Annotated in this window: 33 protein-coding genes; 17 read left to right on the forward strand and 16 right to left on the reverse strand. The window is 67.8% G+C overall.

The annotated features are described in order from the left end of the window. Positions 1-256: 256 nt before the first annotated feature. Positions 257-1,426 carry a fumarylacetoacetase gene (gene fahA / locus OG225_RS19760; protein WP_405183012.1) on the reverse strand — a complete coding sequence of 390 codons (1,170 nt, stop codon included), beginning with the start codon at positions 1,424-1,426 and terminating at the stop codon, positions 257-259. After that, positions 1,423-2,649, reverse strand: a complete 1,227-nt coding sequence (locus OG225_RS19765; protein WP_405183013.1) for a homogentisate 1,2-dioxygenase — start codon at positions 2,647-2,649, stop codon at positions 1,423-1,425. Before OG225_RS19765 ends, fahA begins: the two co-directional genes overlap by 4 nt. Positions 2,650-2,745: 96 nt before the next feature. Between OG225_RS19765 and OG225_RS19770 the strand changes: the two genes are divergently transcribed. Beyond that, positions 2,746-3,408, forward strand: a complete 663-nt coding sequence (locus OG225_RS19770; RefSeq protein ID WP_405183014.1) for a DUF308 domain-containing protein — start codon at positions 2,746-2,748, stop codon at positions 3,406-3,408. A gap of 11 nt (positions 3,409-3,419) precedes the next feature. Here OG225_RS19770 and OG225_RS19775 read toward each other — a convergent pair whose 3' ends face one another. Further along, entirely contained in the window at positions 3,420-3,728 is a 309-nt protein-coding gene (locus tag OG225_RS19775) for a hypothetical protein (protein WP_405183015.1), read from the reverse strand. Between the two features lie 351 nt (positions 3,729-4,079). On the opposite strand from OG225_RS19775, the gene OG225_RS19780 reads away from it, so the two are divergent. The 4 genes from OG225_RS19780 (at position 4,080) to OG225_RS19795 (ending at position 7,333) form a co-directional block, all read left to right on the forward strand. Next, positions 4,080-4,691 carry a nucleoside deaminase gene (locus OG225_RS19780; protein WP_216910726.1) on the forward strand — a complete coding sequence of 204 codons (612 nt, stop codon included), beginning with the start codon at positions 4,080-4,082 and terminating at the stop codon, positions 4,689-4,691. Between the two features lie 208 nt (positions 4,692-4,899). Then, on the forward strand, positions 4,900-5,028 hold the full coding sequence (locus OG225_RS19785) for a hypothetical protein (RefSeq protein ID WP_405183016.1): 129 nt from the start codon (positions 4,900-4,902) through the stop codon (positions 5,026-5,028). After that, positions 5,025-6,335: a bifunctional o-acetylhomoserine/o-acetylserine sulfhydrylase gene (locus OG225_RS19790; RefSeq protein ID WP_216910557.1), complete on the forward strand. Its 1,311-nt coding sequence runs from the start codon at positions 5,025-5,027 to the stop codon at positions 6,333-6,335. The genes OG225_RS19785 and OG225_RS19790 overlap by 4 nt, the downstream gene beginning before the upstream one ends. 239 nt (positions 6,336-6,574) lie before the next feature. Beyond that, positions 6,575-7,333 carry an SGNH/GDSL hydrolase family protein gene (locus OG225_RS19795; RefSeq protein ID WP_405183017.1) on the forward strand — a complete coding sequence of 253 codons (759 nt, stop codon included), beginning with the start codon at positions 6,575-6,577 and terminating at the stop codon, positions 7,331-7,333. Positions 7,334-7,350: 17 nt separating this feature from the next. Here OG225_RS19795 and OG225_RS19800 read toward each other — a convergent pair whose 3' ends face one another. After that, a complete protein-coding gene (locus OG225_RS19800; RefSeq protein WP_405183018.1) occupies positions 7,351-7,527 on the reverse strand; it encodes an MbtH family NRPS accessory protein in 177 nt (58 codons plus the stop codon). Positions 7,528-7,735: 208 nt separating this feature from the next. Then, positions 7,736-8,041, reverse strand: coding sequence for a hypothetical protein (locus OG225_RS19805; protein WP_405183305.1), 306 nt, complete (start codon positions 8,039-8,041; stop codon positions 7,736-7,738). Between the two features lie 179 nt (positions 8,042-8,220). Between OG225_RS19805 and OG225_RS19810 the strand changes: the two genes are divergently transcribed. Continuing rightward, positions 8,221-8,748 carry a hypothetical protein gene (locus OG225_RS19810; protein ID WP_405183019.1) on the forward strand — a complete coding sequence of 176 codons (528 nt, stop codon included), beginning with the start codon at positions 8,221-8,223 and terminating at the stop codon, positions 8,746-8,748. Positions 8,749-8,815: 67 nt separating this feature from the next. Here the strand turns inward: OG225_RS19810 and OG225_RS19815 are convergent, their stop codons facing one another. From OG225_RS19815 to OG225_RS19825, 3 genes are all read right to left on the reverse strand, one after another. Further along, a complete protein-coding gene (locus OG225_RS19815) occupies positions 8,816-9,553 on the reverse strand; it encodes an FkbM family methyltransferase (RefSeq protein WP_405183020.1) in 738 nt (245 codons plus the stop codon). Positions 9,554-9,784: 231 nt separating this feature from the next. Then, positions 9,785-10,246: a hypothetical protein gene (locus OG225_RS19820; RefSeq protein ID WP_405183021.1), complete on the reverse strand. Its 462-nt coding sequence runs from the start codon at positions 10,244-10,246 to the stop codon at positions 9,785-9,787. A 331-nt stretch (positions 10,247-10,577) separates the two neighbouring features. Next, positions 10,578-10,853: a GlsB/YeaQ/YmgE family stress response membrane protein gene (locus tag OG225_RS19825; RefSeq protein WP_109530523.1), complete on the reverse strand. Its 276-nt coding sequence runs from the start codon at positions 10,851-10,853 to the stop codon at positions 10,578-10,580. On the opposite strand from OG225_RS19825, the gene OG225_RS19830 reads away from it, so the two are divergent. Further along, positions 10,767-11,852 (forward strand): AMP-binding protein, encoded by a 1,086-nt coding sequence (locus OG225_RS19830; protein WP_405183022.1) that lies wholly within the window; start codon positions 10,767-10,769, stop codon positions 11,850-11,852. The two genes, OG225_RS19825 and OG225_RS19830, sit on opposite strands and share 87 nt — an antisense overlap. An 84-nt stretch (positions 11,853-11,936) precedes the next feature. Beyond that, a complete protein-coding gene (locus OG225_RS19835) occupies positions 11,937-12,098 on the forward strand; it encodes a hypothetical protein (protein ID WP_405183023.1) in 162 nt (53 codons plus the stop codon). Between the two features lie 25 nt (positions 12,099-12,123). On the opposite strand, the gene OG225_RS19840 is transcribed toward OG225_RS19835, so the two are convergent. Next, the gene (locus OG225_RS19840) at positions 12,124-12,795 is read right to left on the reverse strand and encodes a CPBP family intramembrane glutamic endopeptidase (protein ID WP_405183024.1); all 672 of its coding nucleotides are present in this window, start codon (positions 12,793-12,795) and stop codon (positions 12,124-12,126) included. A 107-nt stretch (positions 12,796-12,902) separates the two neighbouring features. Then, positions 12,903-13,262, reverse strand: coding sequence for a hypothetical protein (locus OG225_RS19845; RefSeq protein ID WP_405183025.1), 360 nt, complete (start codon positions 13,260-13,262; stop codon positions 12,903-12,905). A gap of 219 nt (positions 13,263-13,481) precedes the next feature. On the opposite strand from OG225_RS19845, the gene OG225_RS19850 reads away from it, so the two are divergent. Next, complete coding sequence (locus tag OG225_RS19850; protein ID WP_405183026.1) at positions 13,482-14,897, forward strand: hypothetical protein; 1,416 nt, start codon at positions 13,482-13,484, stop codon at positions 14,895-14,897. Positions 14,898-14,905: 8 nt separating this feature from the next. After that, positions 14,906-15,682: a DUF5134 domain-containing protein gene (locus OG225_RS19855; RefSeq protein ID WP_405183027.1), complete on the forward strand. Its 777-nt coding sequence runs from the start codon at positions 14,906-14,908 to the stop codon at positions 15,680-15,682. Positions 15,683-15,753: 71 nt separating this feature from the next. Here OG225_RS19855 and OG225_RS19860 read toward each other — a convergent pair whose 3' ends face one another. Continuing rightward, a complete protein-coding gene (locus OG225_RS19860) occupies positions 15,754-16,101 on the reverse strand; it encodes a rhodanese-like domain-containing protein (protein WP_405183028.1) in 348 nt (115 codons plus the stop codon). 10 nt (positions 16,102-16,111) lie between these two features. Beyond that, positions 16,112-16,633 (reverse strand): MarR family winged helix-turn-helix transcriptional regulator, encoded by a 522-nt coding sequence (locus tag OG225_RS19865; protein WP_405183029.1) that lies wholly within the window; start codon positions 16,631-16,633, stop codon positions 16,112-16,114. A gap of 133 nt (positions 16,634-16,766) precedes the next feature. Between OG225_RS19865 and OG225_RS19870 the strand changes: the two genes are divergently transcribed. Further along, a complete protein-coding gene (locus OG225_RS19870; protein ID WP_405183030.1) occupies positions 16,767-17,954 on the forward strand; it encodes an MFS transporter in 1,188 nt (395 codons plus the stop codon). 79 nt (positions 17,955-18,033) lie between these two features. Beyond that, entirely contained in the window at positions 18,034-18,489 is a 456-nt protein-coding gene (locus OG225_RS19875) for a hypothetical protein (protein ID WP_405183031.1), read from the forward strand. 6 nt (positions 18,490-18,495) lie between these two features. Here the strand turns inward: OG225_RS19875 and OG225_RS19880 are convergent, their stop codons facing one another. Continuing rightward, positions 18,496-19,584, reverse strand: a complete 1,089-nt coding sequence (locus OG225_RS19880) for an NAD(P)-dependent alcohol dehydrogenase (RefSeq protein ID WP_405183032.1) — start codon at positions 19,582-19,584, stop codon at positions 18,496-18,498. Beyond that, positions 19,578-20,054 (reverse strand): DUF4334 domain-containing protein, encoded by a 477-nt coding sequence (locus OG225_RS19885; protein ID WP_405183033.1) that lies wholly within the window; start codon positions 20,052-20,054, stop codon positions 19,578-19,580. The genes OG225_RS19880 and OG225_RS19885 overlap by 7 nt, the downstream gene beginning before the upstream one ends. Before the next feature lie 83 nt (positions 20,055-20,137). Here OG225_RS19885 and OG225_RS19890 point away from each other — a divergent pair, with 83 nt between their 5' ends. After that, complete coding sequence (locus tag OG225_RS19890) at positions 20,138-20,704, forward strand: TetR family transcriptional regulator (protein WP_405183034.1); 567 nt, start codon at positions 20,138-20,140, stop codon at positions 20,702-20,704. A gap of 7 nt (positions 20,705-20,711) precedes the next feature. Here the strand turns inward: OG225_RS19890 and OG225_RS19895 are convergent, their stop codons facing one another. Continuing rightward, positions 20,712-21,710 carry a phosphatase PAP2 family protein gene (locus OG225_RS19895; RefSeq protein ID WP_405183035.1) on the reverse strand — a complete coding sequence of 333 codons (999 nt, stop codon included), beginning with the start codon at positions 21,708-21,710 and terminating at the stop codon, positions 20,712-20,714. 302 nt (positions 21,711-22,012) lie between these two features. Here OG225_RS19895 and OG225_RS19900 point away from each other — a divergent pair, with 302 nt between their 5' ends. Further along, positions 22,013-22,315 carry a hypothetical protein gene (locus OG225_RS19900; RefSeq protein ID WP_405183036.1) on the forward strand — a complete coding sequence of 101 codons (303 nt, stop codon included), beginning with the start codon at positions 22,013-22,015 and terminating at the stop codon, positions 22,313-22,315. Beyond that, positions 22,312-23,421 (forward strand): tyrosine-type recombinase/integrase, encoded by a 1,110-nt coding sequence (locus tag OG225_RS19905; protein ID WP_405183037.1) that lies wholly within the window; start codon positions 22,312-22,314, stop codon positions 23,419-23,421. The genes OG225_RS19900 and OG225_RS19905 overlap by 4 nt, the downstream gene beginning before the upstream one ends. Before the next feature lie 499 nt (positions 23,422-23,920). Here OG225_RS19905 and OG225_RS19910 read toward each other — a convergent pair whose 3' ends face one another. Continuing rightward, a complete protein-coding gene (locus OG225_RS19910; protein WP_405183038.1) occupies positions 23,921-24,556 on the reverse strand; it encodes a hypothetical protein in 636 nt (211 codons plus the stop codon). Between OG225_RS19910 and OG225_RS19915 the strand changes: the two genes are divergently transcribed. Next, positions 24,437-24,979: an aldo/keto reductase gene (locus OG225_RS19915; RefSeq protein WP_405183039.1), complete on the forward strand. Its 543-nt coding sequence runs from the start codon at positions 24,437-24,439 to the stop codon at positions 24,977-24,979. The two genes, OG225_RS19910 and OG225_RS19915, sit on opposite strands and share 120 nt — an antisense overlap. Positions 24,980-25,109: 130 nt before the next feature. Further along, entirely contained in the window at positions 25,110-25,475 is a 366-nt protein-coding gene (locus OG225_RS19920) for a hypothetical protein (protein WP_405183040.1), read from the forward strand. The last annotated feature ends 110 nt before the right edge of the window (positions 25,476-25,585 follow it).

The raw sequence follows: 25,585 nt of genomic DNA on the forward strand, positions 1-25,585 counted from the left end.
GCACACCGGGCACGCACGGCGCGTACGCGGTACCGTCGACAGCGATGGAGGGCGCGCGCCAACGCGCTCGGGGACCGGGGGATCGGAGTGAACGTGTCGTATCAGTACCCACCGCCCCAGCCGCCCTATCGGTCACCGCAGGATCAGCCGCCGCGCTGGTCACCGCCCCCGCGAGCGCGCGGCGCCGGTGTCCTCGGAGCGGGCCTGGCATCGGCCGTGCGACGCCGCCGAGCCGACCGGTCGGACCGAGCGCTGTTCACGCTCGCGTGACGATCCTGCCGCGCACCTCGCCGAATCCGATGCGCGAGTTACCCGGGCCGGGCGCGTCGGCCGAGATGACGACCTCGTCGCCGTCCTCGAGGAAGGTGCGGGTCTCGCCCCGCACGGTGATCGGCCGCGCACCGCCGCTGGTCAACTCGATGAACGAACCGCGTCGGTCCTCCCCCGCGCCGGAGATCGTTCCGGAGGCGAACAGGTCCCCCGTCCGCGCCGTCGCCCCGTTGACGGTGAGATGGGCCAGCATCTGCGCGGGAGACCAGTACATCTGCCCGTAGGGCGGTCGGCTGACCCGCTCCCCGTTCCAGCGCACCTCGAGATCGACGTCGAGCCCCCATGGCCGCGCCCCGCGCAGATAGGGCAGCGGCACCGGGAGTTGGGGCGGGGTGTGGATCCAGGCGTGGCTCAACGCCGCCAGGGGGACGACCCAGGGCGAGATCGAGGTCGCGAAACTCTTGCCGAGGAACGGCCCGAGCGGAACGTATTCCCACGCCTGGATGTCGCGGGCGGACCAGTCGTTGACGATCACCGCCCCGAACACGTGCTCGGCGAAATCGTCGACGCCGATCGGTGTCGTGGACGGCACGCCGACGACGAATCCGAGTTCGGCCTCGATATCCAGACGCGTACTCGGCCCGAATTCCGGGTTGACGGCACCGGGGGCTCGCCGCTGTCCTTCGGGTCGCACGATATCGGTCCCCGACACCACGACGGTGCCCGCTCGACCGTGGTATCCCACCGGCAGATGTCTCCAATTCGGCAGCAGCGGTTCGGCATTCGGCCGGAACAGGCGACCGAGGGCGACGGCGTGGTGTTCGGAGGCGTAGAAGTCCACGTAGTCGGCCACCTCGAACGGCAGGTGCATCCGCACCTCGGTCACTGCGTGCGGAACACCGTCGGGCACCTCGCCCACCCCGACCAATCCCCGTAGTCGCTCCCGCACCTGCGCCCACCGCGACGGACCGCGCGACATGAACGGGTTCAGCGAACCCGTCCTGAAGACCGGGTCGTCGAAGACCGCGCCGAGATCCAGGACGTGATCGCCGAGCCGGACGCCCGCGCGCGGCGTGAGTTCCGCAGTGGAGAAGATGCCGAACGGGAGATTGTCCGGGCCGAAGAGGGAGTCGTCGGGAATCGACAGACCGGTCACGCCGGACCCGCTGCCTCGCGGACGTCGCCGGGACCGCGACCGGCCCACGTCCACGCGTAATCCGGGTCCTCGCAGGCGAGAGCGCCTTCCCCGAGTTCGAGCGGCCGGAAGGTGTCCACCATGACGGCCAGTTCGTCGAAGAACTCGGCCCCGATGCTGCGCTCGTACGCGCCCGGCTGCGGCCCGTGGGCGTGACCGCCCGGATGCAGCGAGACCGAACCCGCCCCGATCCCGGATCCCTTGCGCGCCTCGTAGTCGCCGCCGCAATAGAACATGACCTCGTCGGAGTCGACATTGGAGTGGTAGTAGGGAACGGGGATCGCCAACGGGTGGTAGTCGACTTTCCTCGGCACGAAATTGCAGATCACGAAATTCGCGCCCTCGAACACCTGGTGCGCGGGCGGGGGCTGGTGCACCCGTCCGGTCAACGGCTCGAAATCGGCGATGTCGAACGTGTACGGGTAGAGACATCCGTCCCAGCCGACCACATCGAACGGGTGTGTCGGATAGACCATCCTGGTGCCGACGACACCGGAGGAGCCCCGATGTTTGACCAGCACTTCGACGTCACCCGTGACGGTGGCGAGCAGGGGTTCACCCGGACCGTGCAGATCCCGCTCGCAATACGGGGCGGATTCGAGCAACTGACCGAAGCGCGACAGGTAACGCTTCGCCGCAACGATATGGCTGCCCGCCTCGATCGCGTACGCCCGCAACACCTCGTCACCGCGGGGAATCCAGCGGTGCGTCGTCGCACGGGGGATCACGACGTAATCGCCCCGGCGCGCGTTCAACACACCGAAGACGGTTTCGACCGACGCCTCGCCCGATTCGAGGTAGACCACCTCGTCGCCGATCGCGTTGCGGTACAGCGGGGACGGCGCGCCCGCCGCCACGTAGGAGATGTGGACATCGGCGTTACCGAGGATCAGCCGCCGCCCGGTGACGACGTCGGTCCCGGCGATCGCGTCGGCGTCGAACAGCGTGCGCAGGCGCAGGTGGCGCGGGCGTAGCGGATGATTCGGCACCGATGTCTGATCCGGTAACTCCCATGCGGTGGCGTCGACGATCGCCGAGGGAATGTGGCGGTGATAGAGCAGCGACGAATCCGAGGAGAAGCCCTCCTCCCCCATCAACTCCTCGTAGTACAACGCGCCTTCCTGGCTCCGGTGCTGCGTGTGACGCTTCGGGGGAACCGAGCCCACCGATCGGTAATACGGCACGTGGCACTCCTCGGATGTCGATGCGGATGGACGCCGATCATCAGAAGTTATCGGTTCGAGCTGTGTCGGATCGCGGAAAGCGGGCATTGCTGCCCCATGGTGACACTGCGCTCCCGACTTCCCGCGACGACGGGTCGGCCGTTCTCGCGTTCCCATGACGGCCCCGCGTCCGGCGCGTCGCGCGTCCGGGCGAGCGCTCCCCGGGTGCACCGGGGACACGAGGCCGTCCTCGTCCTCGGGATCGGCTCTACCGTACTCGGACTATTGGTGGCGATCTGGCCCGACAAGACTGTCCACTCGTTGGAAATGCTGCTCGGCGCGGGCATCGCCTTGGGCGCCGGAGTACAGATATACCTCGCGATCGCCGCCCGATTCGCGGCACCGTTGCGCGCCGTGCTGGCGCTGTGCGGAATACTGACCGCAGCACTGGCGCTGTTCAACGTGGTGGGCGGCAACTCGATTCCGTTACTGTCGATCTGGCTCGGAGCGAGCTGGGCGATCAGCGGTGTCGGTCAGGCGACGGTCTCGGTCTGGGACGACCGGCTGGCCGAACCCGTGCGCCACGAACTGACCGGCGTCGCGACCATGCTCGTCGGCATTCTCGTCCTGCTGTTTCCCCCGGAATCGCCGACCGCGCTGGGATTCCTCGCCGCGGCGGGACTGGTCCTGCTCGGCGCGGCGAATCTGGCACTGGCCGGAGTCGGCGGCAGCGCCGTCCACGTGGCGTGGACGCAGCGAATTCCCGTATCGCATACGTGAACCCGGGACGGTCAGTACAGATCGAATTCGGGCCGTAGATCAGGATCGGCGGAAGCGCGCCGTTCGCCGAACGCGGCGCGTAACCGTTCCTGTTCGCGGCTGAGCAGCGCCCAGTCGTAGCTACAGTCGGGATGTTCGGCGACATCGACCAGCGGGTCGTCGGGATAGTCGAGATCCTCGTGCACGGCGACCACCCGGGCCAGACCACCGCGCATATCGTCCTCGCCGTGGCCGAGGAACAGCTGGTTGTCGACATAGATGTCCGAACCCACCACGGGCCGATCGGTGAACGTGATTCGTTCGGAACCGCCGGCTCCCATACTCGCCTCCTCCACGGCGTCGAACCACACGGCGCCCTCCGGAGCGTACTGGTCAGTTGGTTAGACCATATCCAATTCCCGCACTCGAACCGCACCGAGTCGAACCGTCGCCCGCATTCGACCGTCCCGAGCGGACGGAATCGAGGCCTTCCCCTGCGTTCCTTGCGATCTCGTCCGTCACGTCTAGCCTCTGTTTCACCATCGAGGGTCAGTCAAATGCATTGATCGCAATATTTCCATATCGGCATCGTACAACTCTTACCCGGCCGACGCGCCCAGGAAATCACTCCGCAACGCCCGCCCTCTACGTTGACCCACACCCGATGACCACCACCCGACGAAGGGCACGCCGTGAACACCTACGCTCTGCCACGCTCCTACGGCGCGACCATGCCCGACTGGGTCTTCGACGAAATCGAGCACTCCCCCGCCGTTCTCGACTCCGACGAACAGCGCATGGCGCTGGTCCACCGGCTCGCGGCACGCAACCCGCGCGAAGGGTCCGGCGGACCGTTCGCGGCACTCGTCATCGACAGCGCCACCGGCGCGATCGTCGCGGCGGGCGTCAATCTGGTACTGGCCAGCGGGCTTTCGTCCGCCCACGCCGAGGTGGTCGCGCTGTCGCTCGCGCAGACCCGGGTGGGCGACTGGGATCTCGGCGCGGTGGACGCGCCCGATCGCGAACTCGTCGTCAATTGGCGGCCCTGCGCACAGTGTTACGGCGCGGTGCTGTGGTCGGGGGTGAAACGTCTGGTCATCGCGGGCGAAGGACCGGAACTGGAGCAGCTGACCGGATTCGACGAAGGACCGATGCGCGAGGACTGGGCCGAACAATTCCGCGGGCGTGGGATCCGGGTCGATATCGGCGTCCAGCGCGACCGCGCGCTCGAGGTGTTCGCCGACTACGGACGCATGGCGGCCGACCGGGAGTTCACCGTCTACAACGCACGCGGCGCCGCCTGAGCGACGCTCCGCCACCCTCCGGTAACCCGCACCGCAATCACCCCGCCTCACGGTGCCGCGCACGCGATCACGCCCGCGCGGGTGAGAACACCTGCGGGTTCGCCGCCTCCGCCGCAGCCGAACGGCCTGCCCGCACCTCGGCCACCCTTGCGCTCGAGCCGAATGTAAACGTCGCGCAAACCGCCGAGCGTTCCTAGCCTTTCGGGGCATGACCACGGATCCGCGCGACCCGCCGATCGAGCTCGTCGACGCCACGGCGACCGCGGTGGCCGATGACCCGACCGCCGCGCGCGTGGTGTTCCGAACCTCACCCCCATCGTCTGGAGCCCTCGCATGACCGACCCGTCGACGGCCGCGGATCCCACCGCGAGCTGGAGTTTCGAGACCAAGCAGATCCACGTCGGACAACTTCCCGACGGCACCACCTCCGCACGCGCGCTGCCGATCTACCAGACCACCTCCTACACCTTCCGCGACACCGACCACGCGGCGGCGCTGTTCGGGTTGACCGAACCGGGCAATATCTACACCCGCATCATGAATCCCACCCAGGACGCGGTCGAGCAGCGCATCGCCGCGCTCGAGGGCGGTGTGGCCGCGCTGCTGCTGTCCTCCGGACAGGCCGCCGAAACCTTCGCGATCCTGAATATCGCCGGGGCAGGCGACCACATCGTGTCGAGCCCGCGGCTGTACGGCGGCACCTACAACCTGTTCAGGTACACGCTGCCGAAACTCGGTATCGAGGTGTCCTTCGTCGACGATCCCGACGATCTGGAGCAGTGGCGTTCGGCGATCCGCCCGAATACCAAGGCGGTCTACGGCGAGACGATCTCCAATCCGCAGAACCACATTCTCGACATCCCCGGTATCGCCGAGGTCGCTCACGCCGCCGGAGTTCCGCTGATCGTGGACAACACGGTGGCCACTCCGTACCTGATCCAGCCGCTCGCGCACGGCGCGGATATCGTCGTGCATTCGGCGACCAAATATCTCGGCGGGCACGGCACCGCGATCGCGGGTGTCATCGTCGACGGCGGCGGTTTCGACTGGCGCGGTGGGCGTTTCCCCGGTTTCACCGAACCCGACCCCAGCTACCACGGCGTCGTCTACGCCGATCTCGGCGCTCCGGCGTACGCGCTCAAGGCCAGGGTGCAGTTGCTGCGCGACCTCGGTTCGGCGGTGTCGCCGTTCAACGCCTTCCTCATCAGCCAGGGCCTGGAAACGCTGAGCCTGCGCATCGAACGGCACGTGAGCAACGCGAAGGCCGTCGCGGAATTCCTCACCGAACAGCAGGGCGTCACCTCGGTCGCCTACGCGGGGTTACCGTCCTCGCCGTGGTACGAGCGCGCGCTGGCGCTGGCCCCGAAGGGCGCGGGCGCGATCATCGGATTCGAACTCGCGGGCGGTGTCGACGCGGGTAAGCGTTTCGTCGAAGCGCTCACCCTGCACAGCCACGTCGCCAATATCGGTGACGTCCGGTCGCTGGTCATCCATCCGGCCTCGACCACGCATTCCCAGCTGACCCCCGAGGAGCAGCTCGCCGCCGGCGTCACGCCGGGGCTGGTCCGCCTCGCGGTCGGCGTCGAGGGGATCGACGACATCCTCGCCGATCTGCGCACCGGATTGGCTGCCGCCAACGCGTGATCCGTCGTCGGGGTGGTGGGCCGAGGTCCACCGCCCCGCAGCGCGCTCCCGCGACCTCTCCACCGGATGCTCGTCCACCGATGGCCGCGACGCGCGGTGACACATACGATGTTCGTGCGTCGCGAGGAACGCGCGACGCCGGTCGATGAGCGCAGTCGGATCCCCCGCACGCAGCACGCGCCGGGCCGAGGTAGCCGTCGACCCGCGAGGTGCATATGGACCCGTACTCCGGATCCTGGATGTCGTACTCCCGATATGTCGCCATCGGAGACAGCCAGACCGAAGGCGTCGGGGATCCCGACGGCATGGGCGGCTATCGTGGGTGGGCCGACAGGTTCGCCGAATTGCTCGACGCGGCGCATCCGGGAGCGCATTACGCGAATCTCGCGGTCCGGGGCCGACGGGTCGGGCAGATCCGCGACGAACAGCTCGAGCAGGCGATCGCCCTCGATCCGGATCTCGTCACGGTCATGGCGGGTATGAACGATCTGATCCGGCCGCGCTTCGACCGGAAATCGCTGCTCACCGATCTCGACATCATCTTCGGCGCGCTCATCGACACCGGCGCGACGGTGGTCAGCTTCACCTATCCCGATATCGGCGGCATCGCCCCGCTGGTGCGCCCGCTCTCACCGCGCATCTACGCGCTGAACGACGATCTGCGCACCCTGGCCGAAGAGCACGGTGTCGTACTCCTGGACTTCGAACTGGTCGAGGCGACCACGCATCCACTCGTCTGGTGCGATGATCGCCTGCACCTCGGCCCGCTCGGGCACGATCTCGTCGCCCGTGCCGTGGCCGACGCCCTGAGGCTGCCCGGCTCCGGCGACACCTGGCGCGATCCGCTGCCCCCGGCTCCGCACGCGAGCACGCTCACCGCGGAATCGGGGTGGGCGATCCGTCATCTGCTGCCGTGGATCGGCAGGCGGATGCGCGGAACCTCCTCCGGCACCGGACTGTCCGCCAAACGCCCCGACCTGCTGCCCGTGCTGCTCTGACCGCGACCGACGGTCGATCAGGAGGCGGCCCCGGTCGCCGCGATCTCGAGGTACTCGGTACACGCGCTGCGCGAGGCGGGCCCGAAGACGACCTGCGCCCCGCCCGGTGACTCGGCGAAACAAGGCCACAGCGCGTACCGCTGCGCCGCGTCGAGCAGGACGAAGAAGTCCTCGATTTCCTCGAAAGGCCCCATAGATCACCTCACCGTCGTACGGCGGCTCGTCCGGTCGACTTCGGAAAACCCGAGTTACCGGTTGTGCCGAACTTCCGCCGGACTCCGAATTCCCTGATGCTGAACGAGTGCTTAGCATGACTGGCAGGGTTGATTTATAGCACTCACCGGGGAGGGAGGCAACAGGCCGTGCGCCACCGCCTCCCGGTGCGCGATATCGACGCCGGAATCAGGTCCAGAGCACCGCGACGAGGACGTTCACGATCGCGAGTCCGCCCGCCGCATGGGTCATCCACGCGATGTCGTTGCCGCGTTTCGCGTCCGCGCGGCCCATCTCCGCGAAGGCCGCGACGAGGATCGCGATCACCAGCTTGACCCCGACTTTCGCGTTATCGGGTTCCTTGCCGATCGAATCGATCGCCGAGGCCATACCGACCAGGATCAGTCCCGTGATGATCTGGGCGCGCGCACCCCACACCATCGGTTCCGAGACCTTCGGCTGCCCGGCGACATATCCGCCGACCACCGCCGCCATACCGAGCAGATGTGTCACGACCACGACGTTGTAGACGACTTCCGGCGCACTCACGTTGCGAACTCCCAACCGTTGGACGAGGACCGATGCCGTCCGTTCTACCGTGCCGGTTCCCGCCGACCCGAAAACGCGAGCGTGGCGCGGGGGCGACCGGACCGGATTCGCCTATTCTGTCCGGCATGATCGGCGGACTCGACGTGACCGAAACGCTGGAGCAGCCAGGATATCGACCGGACGCGGGCGGATTGGTCGCGATGCTGTCGGCGGCGGCTCGACGGCTCGACGACGTCCCGTACGCGCCACAACCCGCGGTCGTCATGCTCGCCCGATGCTTCCACGGATTCGCCGCGGCGGGACTGTCCAGCACGGCGCTCTACGAGCATCACGTGCCCCGCCCGCACGAATGTCTGCCGGTGGCACAGGAATGCGAGGCGATCAGCTACGAGTTGATCGAGGTCATCGGCGAACATCGGCGTCTCGAGTATCGACTCGACCAGCACGCGATCGTCGAACAACTCGCCGATCCCCTGCTGACCACCATCGGTCCCGACCTGACCGAATGTGTCACGCAGACAATACGATTGGCACGCCGACTACGCGAGGTCCTCGACCACCTCGCGGACGATGCCGCCGCGCCGCCGGAGGTGCGCGAGGTGGCCGCCGTCGCGGCGCGGTCGGCCGAATACCTCCGAAGCCAGTACGAGTAGCGGGCGCGCGGGTGGCTTCCCGCACGCCCCTTCGACACTCAGCGTCCAGCGCGCCCGCACCGCCGTCTCATCGACGACGGGTCGCGTAGACCTCGTGCAATTCGGTGCCGATCAGCGCCGCGTCCTGTCTGGTGCGCGCCGTGAATCCCTGCCTGCTCAGCAGATCGCAGACCTGGGCGAGGCGGCCGTCGATATCGTGGACCTCGGCGACGACGGCGCGGATGCGGGGCCAATCGCCCTCGGCGACACCGCGCAGGACATCCATCTCGGCTCGCTCGACATCGATCTTGAGTACGCCGATCTCGCTGTCGAGTGCGTGCTCGGCGATGATCGCCGACACGGTGGTGACCTCGACGTCGATCTGCTCGCCCTCGTGGAGTTCGGCGGTGATCATGTCGATCGCCTCGTCGGGCAGGCCGCTGTTGCGAAGGAAGACCTTGGTCGCCTCGTCGTCGGCCGCGCGGTCGGCGTAGAAACCCGAATTCGCCGTTGCCCGCGGGTACCAGGTGAACGGCAGCACTCCGTGTTCCGCGCCGACGGCGATGCGCAACGGAATGCCCCCGGGCACATGGGAAGCCACGTTCCGCTCCAGGCAGTCGAAGGTCGCCGGAGCCGGTTCGGCGGTGACGACCTTGACCCCCGGGCAGGTGTCGGCGAACATCATCGCGCTGAGCCCGATATTGGCCCCGATATCGATGGCGACGTCGGAGGGCCGCAATTCCGCGGCGGCCAGACGGTAGAAACCGGTCGTCGACATCTCGCCCCACAGCATGCGCGCCTCGGCCGGACTCGTACAGGCGATCATCCTGCCGTCGTCCAACCGAAGCTGTTGAATCTGCGAAGAACTCGTTTGCATACGTTCACGAACCTTTCGAGGATCACTCCGATGAGGACAGCAGAGAACTTGATCGAACTCGAGATGGTGTGCCGAACGCCGTCCATGATTCATCCGCGCCCGCGCTCACGCAAGAACCGGGGTCGGACGCGCGTCACCCGCGCGGGAACGCGCCCCGCGCGGGAACGGGAGCCGCGCGATTCAGCGGGCGGCGTCGGCCAGGATGTCGGCGGGCGTGAGTGCCGCGGTGATGGTGTCGACGGTGACACCGGGCATCAGGTCGCATTCCGCGCCCCTGGTGACCATGCGTAGCGGGGTGTCGGCGGGAATGTGGCGGCGCAGGTGCGCGGCGATGGCGGCCGCTTGGCCGAGGGTGCCCGCGATGGTGAGGCCGCGGTCGTCCATCTGGGCGTAGCAGAGGTCACCGGGCTCCTCGATATCGGCGCGGATCCGCAGCAGTTCCTCACGACCCCCGCCGTGGAAGTGGATGCCCGCCCGCGTCGTATCGGTGAACACCTCGGGCCGGTAATGGGCCATGGTCTCGAAGACCAGGGTGCGCAACGGCATGCGCCCGCGACCTGTCACCGGAGTTGTCACCGCCGGGCCGTACACGCCGTAGTCCGAGAAATACCACTTCGAATGACGCTCGACGATCACTGCCACGCTGTCTCCTCACGACTCGAAACGCACCTGTCGCGCTCGGGGACGGTCTGGACCACGAACGCGTGTGTATCTCAGGACGCGGGACGACGTCCGAGGCGAAGATCACTCCCGGAGAACGCCCGCCGTAACGGCAGGGGCGCATCGCCGAACGGGCTGCGACGGCGGTGCACCACCTCGGTATTCGTAGCAGACCGCCGCCGCGGCGGCGGAGCAACGGCCCGATCCGTTATGCGAGTGAGCCCGTATGCCGACCTCGGCATACGGGCTCGACACACCGGGAGAACAGGTGTCGGGAACGACAGCTCCCGCACCTGCTCTCGGTCGGTGCGGATCAGCGCACCGAGCGGCTGCGCCCGGTCACCAGACCGACCAGGAACAGCAGGATCACCGCGCCGCCGAGGCAGGTGAAGAAGCTGAACCACAGGCCGCCGCCCTCGACGTCGACATCGAAGAGCTTCAGGACGAACCCGCCGAGCAGGCCGCCGATGACACCGACCACGATATTGAGCAGAATGCCCTGTTGCGCATCGGTTTTCATGATCTTGCTGGCGATCCATCCGGCCAGGCCGCCGATGATGATCCATCCGATGATTCCGAGACCGAGCATCGTGTTCTCCCATTCTGGAGCCGAGCGCCTCACCGTTCGAGTCGCTTCGCCCACGGCATACCCCGCACGAGAGCGCTCAATCGAGCAGAATCACACACCATCGCGGTCGCCGACGAGTTCACCGAGCGCAGGCAGGCGCCGAGCGCGGCGTCCGCGGAAACGGATCTGCGCGCGGGCCTGCCGTTCCGCCCGCTCTCGGCACGCGGCGGCGAGGATCTGATGCTCGTCTACACGCTCGGCACCACGGGACCGCCCAAGGCGATCATGTGGCAACACCAGGATCTGGCGCGGGTACTCGCGGGGAGTATGGATTTCCACCTCGACCGGCGCGGCGCGCGCAGACTGCGCGGCTCCCACCAGGGCGCCGGTCATCCCGAATGGCTCGTCCTCGTTCCGCTCGGCGACGCCGCGGGCGTCATGCCGACGCTGACCGCGTTGCTCTGCGGCCACACGGTGGTGCCGACCTCACGATTCGATCCGGACGAGATCTGGCGGATCGTCGCGGAGAATCGTCCGCAGGTCGTGGTGTCGGCGGGCGACGCGATGGCGCGTCCGCTCCTCGACGCCTATCGCCGATGCCCGACCGACGCCACCTCGCTCACGACCATCGCCTCCTGCGCCGCCCCGCTGTCGCAATCGGTGAAGAACGAACTGCTCGAACAATTCCCGTGGACCGACGTCTTCGAAGCCATCGGATCGTCGGAAACCGGATTGCGCGGCGCGGGCGTGGCCCGCAAGGACGACGATCTCGCCCGTCGCTCCCGCTTCCACCTCGCCCCCCGCACCGTCGTCGTCGACGCCGACGGCGCGCCGACCGAGACCGGGGCCGAAGGATATCTCGCGGCGACCAGAAATCTGCCGCTCGGCTATTACAAGGACCAGCGCGGCACCGATTCCCTGCCGCGCTCCCCCAGCGGCAAACCCGACTATCGCCGGGTCCGGAGTTACATCGCCGAACGCGTTCCCAATCATGTGCTCGCACCCCGCTGCCCGGCGTGAGCCGCGGGCGATATCGCGTGGCGGGAATAGGAACGCGCCGCGCGGCGCTGATCGTGACACGTTCGATTCGTAGGGGAGGGCGTCATGTCCCTGACCGTGGTGGTGCTGATCGCACTGCTGCTTCCGGCCGTCGCGGTGCTCGCGGCATACACGACGGTGACGTTGAGCTACTGGTGGGAAATGCGGAAATCCGTCGAACCCGCCGCGATACAACAGAATCCGCCCGGTGCGGAACGACCGCGCTGATGTCGCGTTCCGGCGTGCGCCGCGATCACCCGGCCGTCTGTCCGCCCGCGGGCGGTAGCGCGCCGTGGTAGAAGTATCGGCCGAGACCCACCGTGAAGACGATGATTCCGTAGATCGAGTGCTCGACCGAGGCCGTGAACAGTGACTGCGTTCGCAGATATCGGGTCGCGAAGATCCAGCCGCCGACGGCACTCGCCGCCACGGAGAACCAGCTCCCGAAGATGATGTGCACGTAGCCGAAGGCGGCCGCGCTGGCGGCGACCGCGCCGACGCCGTCACCGAAAATCGGCGCGTAGCGGTGCAGGAGAAACGACCGGAAGATCACTTCCTGCGGATACACGCTCACCACGGGATAGGCCAGCAGCACCGCGAGCCAGATCCACGGATTCCGTCGCGGTAGATCGAACAGGTCTGCGCGTCGGAACACCGCGACGGCCGCGGACAATCCGAGCGCACTGGTCGCCGCGGCCGCCGCCATGGACCGGCCCTGCGCGCGCAACGCGCCCGCCCGCCAGAATGTGCCGCGATCGAAATCCGGTGCGCGGCGCAGATAGAGCACGGCCCCCGAGGTCAACGCCAGCAACGCGGGAATCGGCGACCTACCGCGCGTCACCGCGTTGTACACCGTCGGTCCACCGAAGAACAGCACCGCGTATTCGGCTCCGAGATATGCCCGCCGCAGGCGTGGAATCCTCACGCGCGTCAACCTATTCGCCGCGCTCCCGACCACCGTTTCGCGCAGCCGAACCGCGGGTGGCACGAACGCGAATTCTTCGCGTCTTCGCGGCGGGCCGGTCCCGGTTGTTACGTGAGCGGAGTCGTCGCGCTGGGGCCCTGGCGGTAGCGCGTCATCGTCAGTCGTTGTTCGACGGCGTTGTATTCGGGGATCGGCAGCGGGAACCAGTAACTTCCGTCGAGCCACATCTGACCGAGCAGCGGGACCGGCTTACCCAGGATGTTCACGCCCTCGCCGTGCGGCGGGTTCGTGAACGCGCCGACCGAGCCGCCGTCGATGAAGAATTCCACTCGCTCGTGGTCGAGGCGGACCGCGTAGGAATGATCCGCCGCGAGCAGGCCGGGGTCGAGCATGGTGATCCGCGGAACGAGTTCTCTGCCGCGCTTGACCATGAGGAAGAAGCCGCGCGGCAGTTCCGATCCGAGCACAGTGAAGATCGGGCGGGTGAGAGCGCTCGCGTCACCGATCAGACCGTGCGAGAAGCGAGACCCGATGCCGTGCTGCCTGCTTGCCGGATACCTCTCCGCCGGCGCGCACCGACTCTGGCGGCGCGTGCGCGGCCGACCGATCGCACCGGCGGAATTCGCGCCGACCGCACAGCGCCCCGGCCCCGCCGCCTCGCACACGGCACGAACCGAGGCCGCCTGATGAGCGCGCCCGCCCCGCGAATCATGCCCTCGGTCACCGAATCCGACACCGACGATCTCGCCTTCCAGCGCTATGTCCTCGACCTGGCACTGCAACCGATCGACCGGTTCGACGGATTCGACCGCATCGAACAGATCGGCGGCAGCGCGCTGCGCTACCAGCTGAATTTCATCGGCTACGCACTCGCCATGGCGCAATACACCAGAACTCCGGCCTTCACCGGCTATCTCGCCGAGGCGCAGCGCAACGCCATCGTCAAGATGTGCGACAAACGCGTGTGGGGTTACTGGGCCGCGGAAAGCCTGGTCGGCTACGCCAGGATCAACACCGATCCCATCCGGCACGCGAACGTCATGTACAGCGGCTATTTCGGGGTCATGCTCGGCCTCTACGAAACCCTCAACGCCGACCAGACTTTCGACCGTCCGGGATCGTTGAAACTGACCTGGAGCCCGCGCACGACACACGACTACGATTTCGCCCGGCTCTCCCGCGCGATCCGCCGCAACATGCTGGCGCGCAAGGACTGTCCGCAGTACGCGTGTGAACCGCATCTGATCTACCCGATCTGCAACGTCTTCGCATTCAACACACTGGTCATGCACGACCGCCTGCACGGCACGGAACTGACCGGCGATCTCGTCGACCGGGTACGCCACAGCTACCTGCACGACGGATGGCGACTGCGCAACGGGCGGTTCATCCCGGGCAGGCTCGGCCCCTCCCTCACCATCAGCAAGCCGGTACTCGGTTACGACGCGGGCATGGTCGCCTGGCTGAACGCGATGATGCCCGACCTCGCGCGCGACACGTGGACCACCATCCGCGATCGGTTCGTCGACTACGACGGTACGAACGCGCTCCTGCGCGGCAGCGCCCGCGCCCGGGTCGATCTCGGCAACTACAACGTCGTCAACGGCGACGGCATGACCAAGGTCTTCGTGGCGAGCGCCGCGACCGAGATGGGTGACACCGATCTCGCTGCCGCGCTGGCCCGTTCCCTGGGCGAGAGCTATCGCCTCGTCGAACGCGACGGCGCGCGACGTTTCTTCGGCGTCTCGACCGTCACGAACGCCCATCACGCGCTGACCCGATTCCTGCGACCGGACGGCCTGCGCGATCTGATGCTCGGCGCGGTTCCGCCAGGGTGGCGGACCGGGCCCGTTCTGGCCGACGCCGCCTGTCCCGACGTGCTCGTCGCGCGCGCGGTGACCGACGGCACCGGACTCGAACTGGTGCTGCGGCCGGGACGTGGCGACAAGCGGGTTCGGCTGGCAGTGCACCGACTCCTCCCGCACCGGAGTTACCGCGTCACGGGTGCGACCGAGCCGACGGTATCCGCGGACGCGAACGGCGAACGCGTGATCGAAGTCGACCTCGGCGGACGCACCGACGTGCACGTCACCCCGGTCTGAACCTCGGCGTGGATCACGCGAACACCGCGGTGACATGGGCGCTGTTCGTCGCGTGCCTGCTCGCCGCGATCGTGGCGGGCACCCGGCTGTTCCGACCCGAGCCCGGCCGGTTCGGACGAGGTGGGGAGCTCGTCCACGTGGTCATGCTCGTCGCCATGTCCGCGATGTGGACCACGGCGGGCGCGGGGCTCACGATCTCCTTCTGGCGCATCGTTTTCGGCGCGGTGGCGGTGGGATCGACGGTGTGGTTGGTCGTCGGATGTCGATGGATCGGTCCGGTGAGCCAAGAAGGTCGGTTCGGTGCCGTGGTCCCCGGCGTATCGACCGGTGTGGACCGTTCCGTCGGGCGGGCCGATATCGCACCGTCCAGCCGACCGGATGCGACACGCTCCGGCGAACCGGCCGTTGCGGACCGGCGGGCCGAGGCGAGCGGGCGATCCGTCGGTGGGGGCAACGATGCGGAACTGTTCGGCGAGAAATCCGGCGCGGCGATCTATCACGGAATCGCCGCGTTCGCCATGGTCTACGCGACGCTCACCCCGCACGCGCACGGTCCGCGTGCCGAACACACCCCGCACGCGTCGAGTCCGCCGATCCCGGCGATCGGATGGGTGCTGGTCGCACTGTTCGTCCTCGACGCGATGGTTCTCGTCGCCACCGCGCGCCGCGTGCCCGAGCGGTTCGGCCGAAGTCGTCCCGCGACGTTCGCGGCGGTATTCCCGCACGCAACAATGGATTTCGCCATGGCGACGATGCTCGCCCTCGCCCTGCGACCTCCCGGCTGAACGCCCCGCGGCCATCTACGATGCCCCGGGTCCGTACGCGCCTCCCTCGACGCAGTTCGCGCCCTGTCGGATCAGCGCTCGCCGCGCGGTCCCACCTCCAGTGCTCCGCCGGCGGCGCGCCAGTCGATCAATCCACCGGACATGTTCTTGGCGTCGAAGCCGTAATCGATGAGCAGGTTGGCGGCGCCGTAGGACCGCAGGCCGCCGGTGCAGAAGGTGATCAGGAGTCGGTTCTCGGGTAGTTCCTCGCATCCCTCTGTCAGCTGTTCCAGCGGAAGATGGATCGCACCGGGGATGTGGGTGCGGTTCCATTCGAACCGGCGGCGCACGTCCACGATCAACGCGCCCGCCCGGACGGCGTCGATCGCCTCGGCCGCCGAAACGGCGGGGGCGCGATGGAGGTAGTGGCGGATACTCATGGGTCGGTCCTCACGTGGTCGGTCGGTCGTTCATACTCGTTCGCGAATGTCTGCGCGGCCCGGCGGATTCACGCGATCGCCCCGATCCGGGCCGGTCACCGGCCGCCTGTGCGGCGCGAAAGAGGCCGGGCAGTATCTCGCGCAGCGCGCCCGGGCCCATCGCCTCCGACAGGAGAGCGTCGAGTTCGGTGTACGCCTGTTTCCCGACGTCGAGCAGCCGTCGCCCTTCGTCGGTCACCGCCAGCTTCGCGGTGCGACCGCGGCCGCCGCCGGTCACCTTCTCGACCGCTCCCGATTCCTCGAGTTTCGACAGCGTCGCCTGCATGCTCTGCGGGGTCACCGAGGCGCGGCGGGCCAACTCGCTGTAGGACAGGCCCGGATCCCGGGAGAGGTGCCCCAGCGCGGAGAGATGGCGGATCGCGATGCCCTCGGCCGCCAATCGGGCTTCGACACCGCCGCGCAACCGACTCCCGAGCATGATCAGCAGGAACGCGGGACTCAGCGGCGGGACTCCACCCCGGTCATCGGACACGACATTCACCACCTTTCTAGTTTCAGTCTAACTGAAACTGGGGAGCGATCACCGCGAGCGCAAATCTGGTGCGCGCCGGCCTTGCCGCGCAGAATCCTCCCATGAATTCTGCCGCGAACGGCGTTGTGGGCCCGTGGCATTCGGTGTAGCGCGCGCGACGGGACCGGTCTCGCCGGTCGTCTACGACCGGCGGTCCACCCTGTGGTGCTGCCTCGGGGCGGGTTTCGCGACCTTGCTCGACGGCGCCGTCATCGCTTTCACCGCACCGTCGGTCCAGTCGGCACTCGGCCTCGGCGATTCCGCCACGCTGTGGTTCCTATCCGCGTTCTCTTTGACGTTCGGGCTCGGACTCGCGCCCGCCGGACGGCTCGGCGACGCCTACGGGCGGCGCGGGCTGTTCCTGGCGGGGCTGGGCTTCTTCCTGATCGGATGCGTCGCGTCGGCGGGAGCGGTCGGCACCTGGTCGGTGATCCTCGGACGGCTCGTCCAGGGTTTCGGCGCGGGCGTCATCAGCGCGCAGGTACTCGGGGTCATCCAGGATGTATTCACCGGCCCCGACCGGTTGCGCGCCCTGGCCCGGTATTCCGCCGCGGGAGCGGCCGCGGCCATCGCGGGCCCGGTGCTCGCCGGGATCGCGCTGTGGCTGCTGCCCACCGAATTCGCCTGGCGCGTAGTGCTTCTGCTACCGATCCCCTTCACCATCGCGACGATCGTGCTCGGCGTCCGGGGACTGCCGCGCGTTCCCCGAGCGCGTCGCGCGACCGACCTCGACCTGCCCGGTATCGCCGCACTGGGACTCCTCGTCGTCCTCGTGACGGTGCCGATCATCGATCCCGGACTCCCGGGTGCCGCCATCGCCGCCGTCTGCGTCCTCGGCTGCGGGTTGGCGGTCGGACTCGCGTGCTGGGAACGGCACTACGCTCGCACCGGACGCCTGCCGTTGTTCGCACCGGCGCTGATGCGGTCACGCGGCTACGTGACCGGCAATGTGGTGGCACTGCTGTGGTTCGGGTCCAGCCTGGCCTTCCACACCGTCAAGACCATCTATTTCATGCAGGTGTGCGAGACTCCCGCGCTCGCCATCGCGCTGGCGCTCATCCCCTCGGCCATCGCGCGCATCGTCGCGTCGGGCTGGGGGCAGCGACTCTTCGCGACGCACGGACCGCCGCTGGTCACCTACGGTCTCGTCGTGCACACCGCCTGTCTGGCGGCGAGCGCGGGGGCGACCGCCGCGTCGTTCTCGCGACACTTCCGCACGGACGCGCCCCCGACCGTGCTCGAGACTCCGGAACCGGGAATGGACTCGCGCGGCGTCGCCTGACAAACGAGGGTCGCCGGGAACCGATTCACCGCGAGCGCAAACCTTGTTCCCCTCGATCCCCGGTGACGACAATCGCGGTATGAGGATCGCTTTCGCCGTGTCCGCCGCGGTCGCCGCCTGCCTGTGGAGCGCGGGGATCGCCGGAGCCGACACGTTGACACCGGATTACGCGCAGGTCGCGAACGGATCGGGCGACGACCCGGCCGACAATCTCACCCCCGGCGCCTCCCCTATCCAGGTGCCCGATCTCGACGTGCGGCACACACTCGACACCACCGTCGTCGCCCACCCCTACCTCGCACCGTGGGTGCACGCCCTGGTGCCGGTGCCCGCGAACACCGGCCTCGAGATCCGAGGTGCGGCGCGGGTGACCCTGCCGTCTCCGGTCGACGGCACGACGACCGTACTGAATCCCAACGGCCACTGCGCATTCGGCGCCGTGGACGATCCCGCGCTGTCCGTGACCGCACTGGCGCCGATCCGGATCGACACCCCCGCATTCCAGCTGGTGATCGACCCGACCGTCAGCCGATAGGCCGCGTCACCAGGTCAGCACCGGCTTGACGACATGGCCCGCACGCTGATCCGCCAGCGCGGCCTCGATATCGGCGTGCGGATATCCGGCCACCAGTCGCTCGATCGGGAATCGGCCCACCGCGTGCAGTGCGAGCAGACGCGGGATGAAGGTATGCGGGTCGGCGTCACCTTCGAGGCAACCGCGCACGGTTTTGCCGCCGAGGACGATATCGCGAATATCGATGGCGGGCACGCCTGCGCCCAAGCCCACGGCGACCACCGTCCCGCCGACCGCGAGCGCCGCGGCGGCCTCGGCGAGCACGGTCGCCGATCCGGTGGTGTCGAGCGCGTGGGTCGCGCCGCCCCGGGTCGAGTCGCGGATCGCAGCGGTCGTCTCGCCACCGGCCGGATCGATCGCGGTGACGGCGCCGAGAGCGAGCGCGAGTTCGCGACGCGGTCCGTTCGGTTCGACCACGATGATCTGCTCGACACCCGCCGCGCGCGCCGCCAGCACACCGGCCATCCCCACGGCACCCGCGCCGTAGACGACGAGGGCCGCTTCGGGTTCGGGACACAGGACGTTGAGCACCGCACCCGCGCCGGTCTGGAATCCGCAGCCCAGCGGCGCGGCGAGAACCGGATCGGTGGCGGCGTCGACGACCACCGTATTGTCCCGGGTGCTCAAGGCGTAGCCCGCGAAACTGGACTGCCCGAAGAATCCGTCGCGCACCCGCGCACCGCCGACCGTGACCCTCGGCGACTTGTCGGACCTGGCGCCGAACTGGTTCAAGGCCAACGAATGTCGGCAATAGGCGAGGCGCCCGCCGCGACAGCTCGCGCACTCACCGCAGGAGCGGAAACTCAGGACGACCCGATCCCCCGCACGCACCCCGCCGACCTCCGCGCCGACCGCCTCCACGACGCCCGCGCCCTCGTGCCCGAGCAGGACCGGGCGATCCGGTCCGCCCGCCGCGCGGGTGACGAGATCGGTGTGGCAGATGCCGACGGCCTCGACCCGGACCAGGATCTCGTCCTCGCGCGGGGAGTCGACCTCGACGTCCTCGAGGCTGAACGGCGCGGCGGGGTCACGTGACAGCAGCGCGGTGGTCAGCACTCGCCGTCCCGCTCGAGCAGGAAGTAGAAGTATTCGCCCTCGGCGAGCACCAGATCGGGGCGGCCGTTCATGATGCCCATCAGGGTCGACTCGTCCAGACGCTTGAAATGGTCGAAGACCGGGCGTCCGTCGTAGACCATCGTCGCGGTGACCTCACCGCGGAATTCGATATTCCACAGACTGGCCTCGCCGCCGCCGAGTTCGACATTGGAGAACAGCGACCCGTCCTCGGCCCGGCAGATCAACGGTTCCGCGCGGGTCAGCGCATGGAAATTCTTGCCGTACCAGCGGCTGGCGGGCAGGACCCGACACAGCGGGTGTCCCGTGGCGAAGGCCGCGCCGCGCCACCGTCCGAGGATCTCCTCGGCTCGCACGGTCGGCAGTTGCGCCCACAGCGCGTCCAGATCCGCGGTGGCCACCCCCGATTCCCGGGCGGCCAGTTCCCTCCAGGACTCCACAGTTACAGCCATCGGCGACACCCTCCACTTTCAGAACCATCCGGTTCGTGAACCTTAACCGCGAACCAAATGGTTCGGCAAGATAGGATGCCGCAATGCGCGCCGCCGGTCATGCCACCAGGGAACGGATTCTCGTCGCCGCCAAGGCCGAATTCGCGCAGTACGGTGTCGCGGGCGCGAGGATCAATCGCATCGCCGCGGCGGCCAAGGCCAGCAAGGACCGGCTCTACGCCTATTTCGCGAGCAAGGACGCGCTCTACACCGCGGTCACCGAGCAGTGGGCCGACCAGACCACCACCGAGACCGCGTTGAACGCCGCCGACCTACCCGGTTACGTCGGACGGCTGTATGACCACTACCTCCGATATCCGGACAACGCCCGGCTACAGGCCTGGGCCGATGTGGAACGGCTCCACATCCCCGAGGCCGAACAGGTCGTCCGGCGCGTGATCGCCGCCAAGATCACCGAGGTCGAACGCGGCCAGCGCGAAGGTCTGGCGACGACCGATTTCCAGCCGATCACCCTGATCGTCATGCTCACCGACCTGGCCCGCACCGCCGCCGCGCACGCCACGAGGGACGACGGCAAGCACAATATCGCCGAACGCCGCGCCGCACTGGTGCTCGCGGCACGGCGGCTGGTGACACCCGACCAGGGGTGAGAACGGGTCAGGCGTCGGCCCTGACGCGGCTTTCCTTCACCGCCGCGTCGTCATCCTCCCCCACCGGGGCGCGACCGGCCCGGTACCGCTCCCACATCGCCACCACCACGATGGTGATACCGACGTACACGTAACCGAGCAGCACGTCGATGACGTAGTGCTCACCGCCGTACACCAGGGTGAACGCCATGGCGAACGGAAAGAGCGCCAACGGGACTCGCAGCCACCACCTGCGCACCAGCGGCCAGAGCGTCACGGTCACGAGCACGGCGAAGGCGGTATGCAGCGACGGCAGGGCCGCGACGTAATTGCCCTGCTCCTCGAGCCATTTCGCACTCACGTCCGGCGACACCATGCCCAGCCCGAAACCCGAGATCCGCCGGACCTCCTCGTCGATCGCACCCTCACGACTCGCGTACCACGGCGGAGCGGCGGGCACGAGAATGTAGGTGACCAGGGCGAGATAGGACAGCACCAGGATGCGGCGCATGTACCGCGCCCACATCGGCCGCGAATACAGGTAGAAGATCGCCGCCACCGCCCACGGGACGATGAAATGGGTGGTGTAGACGATGCCGATGATCGGCGTCCACCAGGGCTGGCCGTCCTCGGCGAGATGCTGTTGCAGCCACACCGTGGGCAACGCGCCGTCGAAGAACCAACGCTCCACCGTCACCAGTTCGTGCATGCGCAACGGCATCCCGACGGTGTCGGCCAGATCGCGGGTGAAGTCGTACACCAGCAGCACCGCCACCAGTGGCAGCCAATCCACCACGACCCGCAGATGATCCCGCCACGGCCGATCGATGCTGAACGCGATGATTCCGGTCAGGATCCACGCCACCTCGGTCAACCGACCACCCGGAATGAGGCCGGTGAGAACCGCCGCGACGAGCGCGATCAGGTAGGCGTACCGGACCGCGACGCGCACCACGCGCCGCGTCCCGTGCGGATCGTCTTCCTCGGATACCGCTGTCCGAGTGAATTCAGTGGACAACCCCGTCATTCACCCAGTGTACTGACACAATTTCGCAGCGAATTCGCGTCTGATCCGGCATCCCGTAACCCAACTGACACTTCTCTGCGGTTTCTGGCCGCCGCACTCCTCGTCGCGACGTCGGGAGGACACCGATGAACAATCATGTCATCGCTGCTCTGGCACCTGATGCGACCGGATCGGCCGGCCGGGGTCGAGTGATCGGGCCGAGCGCGCACGTTGTGCTCCCGCTGATCGCGGTGGTTTATCCTGACCCGCCCCGCGACGAGCGATGGGCATATGGTCTTCGGCGCGTCGACCGCAACGGGCGCGTGATCGACAAATCGGTGATCGCGGCCCTCGGATGGCACCCGGGTACGCGCCTGGACGCGACCACCGTCGAGGGCGCTGTCCGGCTCACGCTCTGCGAGACCGGCAGGAACCGGATCACCAACGAAAGCGACCTGCGGCTGGCGGCACGAACTCGCCGAATCCTGTCGATCAACGCGGGCGATCAGGTCCTTTTGGCAGCCGATACGCAACGTGCGGCGCTGATCCTTCTGCCGTTGCGAGCAGTCGACCGACTGATCGGCGACATTGTCGACGGCTACCGAGCCGAGTCAGGACAGTCATGAGCGCCGCCCCCTCCCCTGATGACCTCGACGCCGCCCGACTTCTGCTCGACCAGACGCAAGACCTCCTGGCCCTCACCGACGCGAGTCGCGAGGTCCCGACCTTCGCCGAATACGTACCCCGCGTCCTGGCCGGCCTGCCCGCGACCAGAACGGTGAGCAAGTACCGGTCCTATCTGAACAAGGTCGCCGCGGCGTGGCCGGACAGGCGCATCGACGAGCCCACGGCGACCGAGTTCAAAACCCTGATGGCCGAACTCGTCGACACCCGCGAGATCAGACGCAACGACATCGGCGGCAAAGGCACGGCCCGCAGCGCGGTCTCGGCGATCCGCAAACTCTACGAATTCGCCGTCGACGACGGCCATATCCGACCAGAGCGAAACCCGGCCAAGAAACTGACCAAGCCACGCATGCCACCCTCGCGCCGACGCGCCCTGCTGCACGATCAACTGATCGAGATCAATCGCGCCGCCGCGGAATCCGGCAACGACCCCGAGCTCGACACCCTGATCCTGCGGCTGCACACCGAGACCGCGTGCCGTCGCGCCGGAGGGTTGGCGTTGCGGGAAGTCGATCTCGATCCGGTGAACTGTCTCGTACACCTGCGCGAGAAGGGAGAGCTCAGCAGATGGCAGCCGGTCTCACCGACCTTGATGACGGCACTTCGATATCACCATCGCACCCGCACCCCACACGATCGACGTGCCGGACATCGCGCTCGCAACGGCGTGCCTATCAGTGCCGACGCCGAAACGCGACTACTGCGCTATCGCAACGGCGACCCGATCTCGGTCAACCAGTACCGACATATGTTCGCGCGCATCGGCGCTGTTGTACCGTGGGTCGCCGCGCACCAGGTCACCGTTCACTGGTTGCGGCACACGACCTTGACCTGGGTCGAACGACGCTACGGAGTACCGGTCGCCAAAGCGTATGCCGGGCACACCGACAACCCCGGTGGCGCGGCGACACTTCTCTACACCCGCGCCGGTCTGCCGGGGGTCGCGCGGGCCCTGGCAGAACTCACCGGCGAGCCACATCCGTGTGCGGCATCGACTGCGTTCGACCTCGACTACCTCGCCTCCGGCCCGAAGCAGCAGCCATGACGTCTGGATTCAGGACGCACAGCAAGTCTCCTGATCGTCGCAAAGGGAAGTCGTTGCCGTGCCAGAGCCTCGCCCGGATTCGCGGTGGCAGGACGCTGCACGAAGATGATCATGGTTCGTTCGTGATCATCTTCGTGCCGGAGTCGCGCAGGACACGGCAGCGGTTCGGCGTAATTCTCGACCCTCCGGGTGAACCCGCGCCGCCGATACAGACGATCGACTCCCGGATGCGCACGACTGGCCGGTGGTCAGCGTGCGCCGTCTTCGCCTATGGTCGGCCTGTGGGCCGCCGACAACTGGCCGGGGTGCGTTGTCCGACGCGGTCGTCGGTGTCGCGGGCTGTACAGGCCATCGTGGAGGTCGGGGTGTTCTTCGTGTCTGGTGGGGATCGATTCCGGGATGCTCGGTGGTCTGTCGAGACGTGCTCCCCTGCCCGGGTTGTCGCCGCGGTGAGTCCGTTCGAATCCGAATCCTGTAGGTCTCATTGCGGTTGTTCGGTTCAGCAGGCGATGGCGTGGGTGTCGGAGAAGCCGTAGGAGAGAAGGATGTCGGGGGATCCGCCGTAGTCGATGATTTCGAGGCCGAGTGTGAAGGTTTCGTGGGTGTCGGGGGTGCGGATGTGGAGGGGTTCGAGGCGGGGGCAGCCGAAGGCGACCTGCATGGGGGTGGAGTCCCAGATGGGTGGGAAGTCGGGGGTGGCTCGGAGTTCCCGGTAGAGCTTTCGGGCTCGGGGTAGGTCGCGGTATCGGCCGAGGTTGGCGCGCAGGATGGTGACGGCGTGGACGATTTCGGCGTCCCAGTTGGTGATGCGGTCGCGGGCGGCGGGGGTGAACAGCCATCGCACGTAATTGTTGTCGACCTCGGCGAGGCCGGGGACCAGGCGGTGGAAGGTGCGGTTGCCGTGGAGCACGGTGCGTAGTGGGTCGATGCAGACGGCGAGGACGTTGCGCGTGTCGAGGTGGGCGTCGACGCCCTGGCGGGTGAGGCGCTGGCGTAGCTCGTCGGCGGATTGCAGGTGCAGGGACAGTGGGCCTCGCGCGACCGCGGCCTCGAACGGTTCGTCACCGAACAGCCGCCGTACTCGATCCTTGTTCGCGGCATCGAGGAGGACGTACTGCCCACCACACTGCGGCACGGCATGGGCACCCTCACCTACAGCCCGTTGGCCGGTGGATGGCTGTCGGGCAAGTGGCGCAAGAACGCCGCCGCCGCACCTACCTCCGCGGCGCGTCCCACCGCCCGGTTCGACATGTCGACACCCGCGAACCAGCGCAAACTCGACATCGTCGAGGACCTCGCGCAACTGGCCGAGCAGAACGACATGACGCTCATCGACATGGCGATCGCGTTCACGATCAACCACCCCGGCGTCACCTCCGCGATCGTCGGTCCCCGCACCATGGAGCAGTTGCAGTCCTACCTGCGCGCCGCCGACCTCACCCTGTCCACCGAGGTGCTGGACCGCATCGATGAACTCGTCCCGCCAGGCGTCACCATCAACCCCGAGGACAACAGCTACGGAGCCACCGCACTGCTCACCACGAATCGGCGGCGCTGACCGAGAGCGACGGGCGCCGGTCGGGCAGACAGGGCCGCCGCACGGAACCGCCGGCTGTGGATCGAACCGCCCACCGGATAATCGGGGTCCGTGCGCCGAGCTCGGCTCGTCCCTCTACGACCGTTGCGGCGTGTCGCGCTGCGCGCTGACGAGTCCGCAGATGGACAAACTGTTCTCGACCGTCGGGTTTCCGGTCTATGTCGCCTGCGATCTGGCCTGGTGGCCCGATTTCACCACTATGGCCGCTGACAAACCGTTGTGGAAACTCGTCTGTCGCGCTCAACGCGAAATCGCGGCCCTGCCCGAACACGGCTGGCGCGGCAGACTCATGGTGATCGCGATGGGGCCTCGCGTCACCCGAGCGATCCACACCAGCGCCGAGAAAGGCTATCGCCCACTGGATTATCAGGCGTTCAACCGTTTCCATCACGGTGGCAAGGTCCGCGACCAAGACATCGACTCGTTGCGTGAATGCCTCGAATCCGGACGCCGCTGAGGCAAGTCGATGAAAGCCCTGACAGCACTGCTCCGACGCCTCGACGCAGCCGAGGAGATCACACCCCCGGCGAGTGGTCACGCCGCCTCGTGACGCCGGCGCGCTGACGG

Origin of the sequence: Nocardia sp. NBC_01377 (assembly GCF_045040005.1) — a bacterium.
Taxonomy (GTDB): Bacteria; Actinomycetota; Actinomycetes; order Mycobacteriales; family Mycobacteriaceae; genus Nocardia; species Nocardia noduli.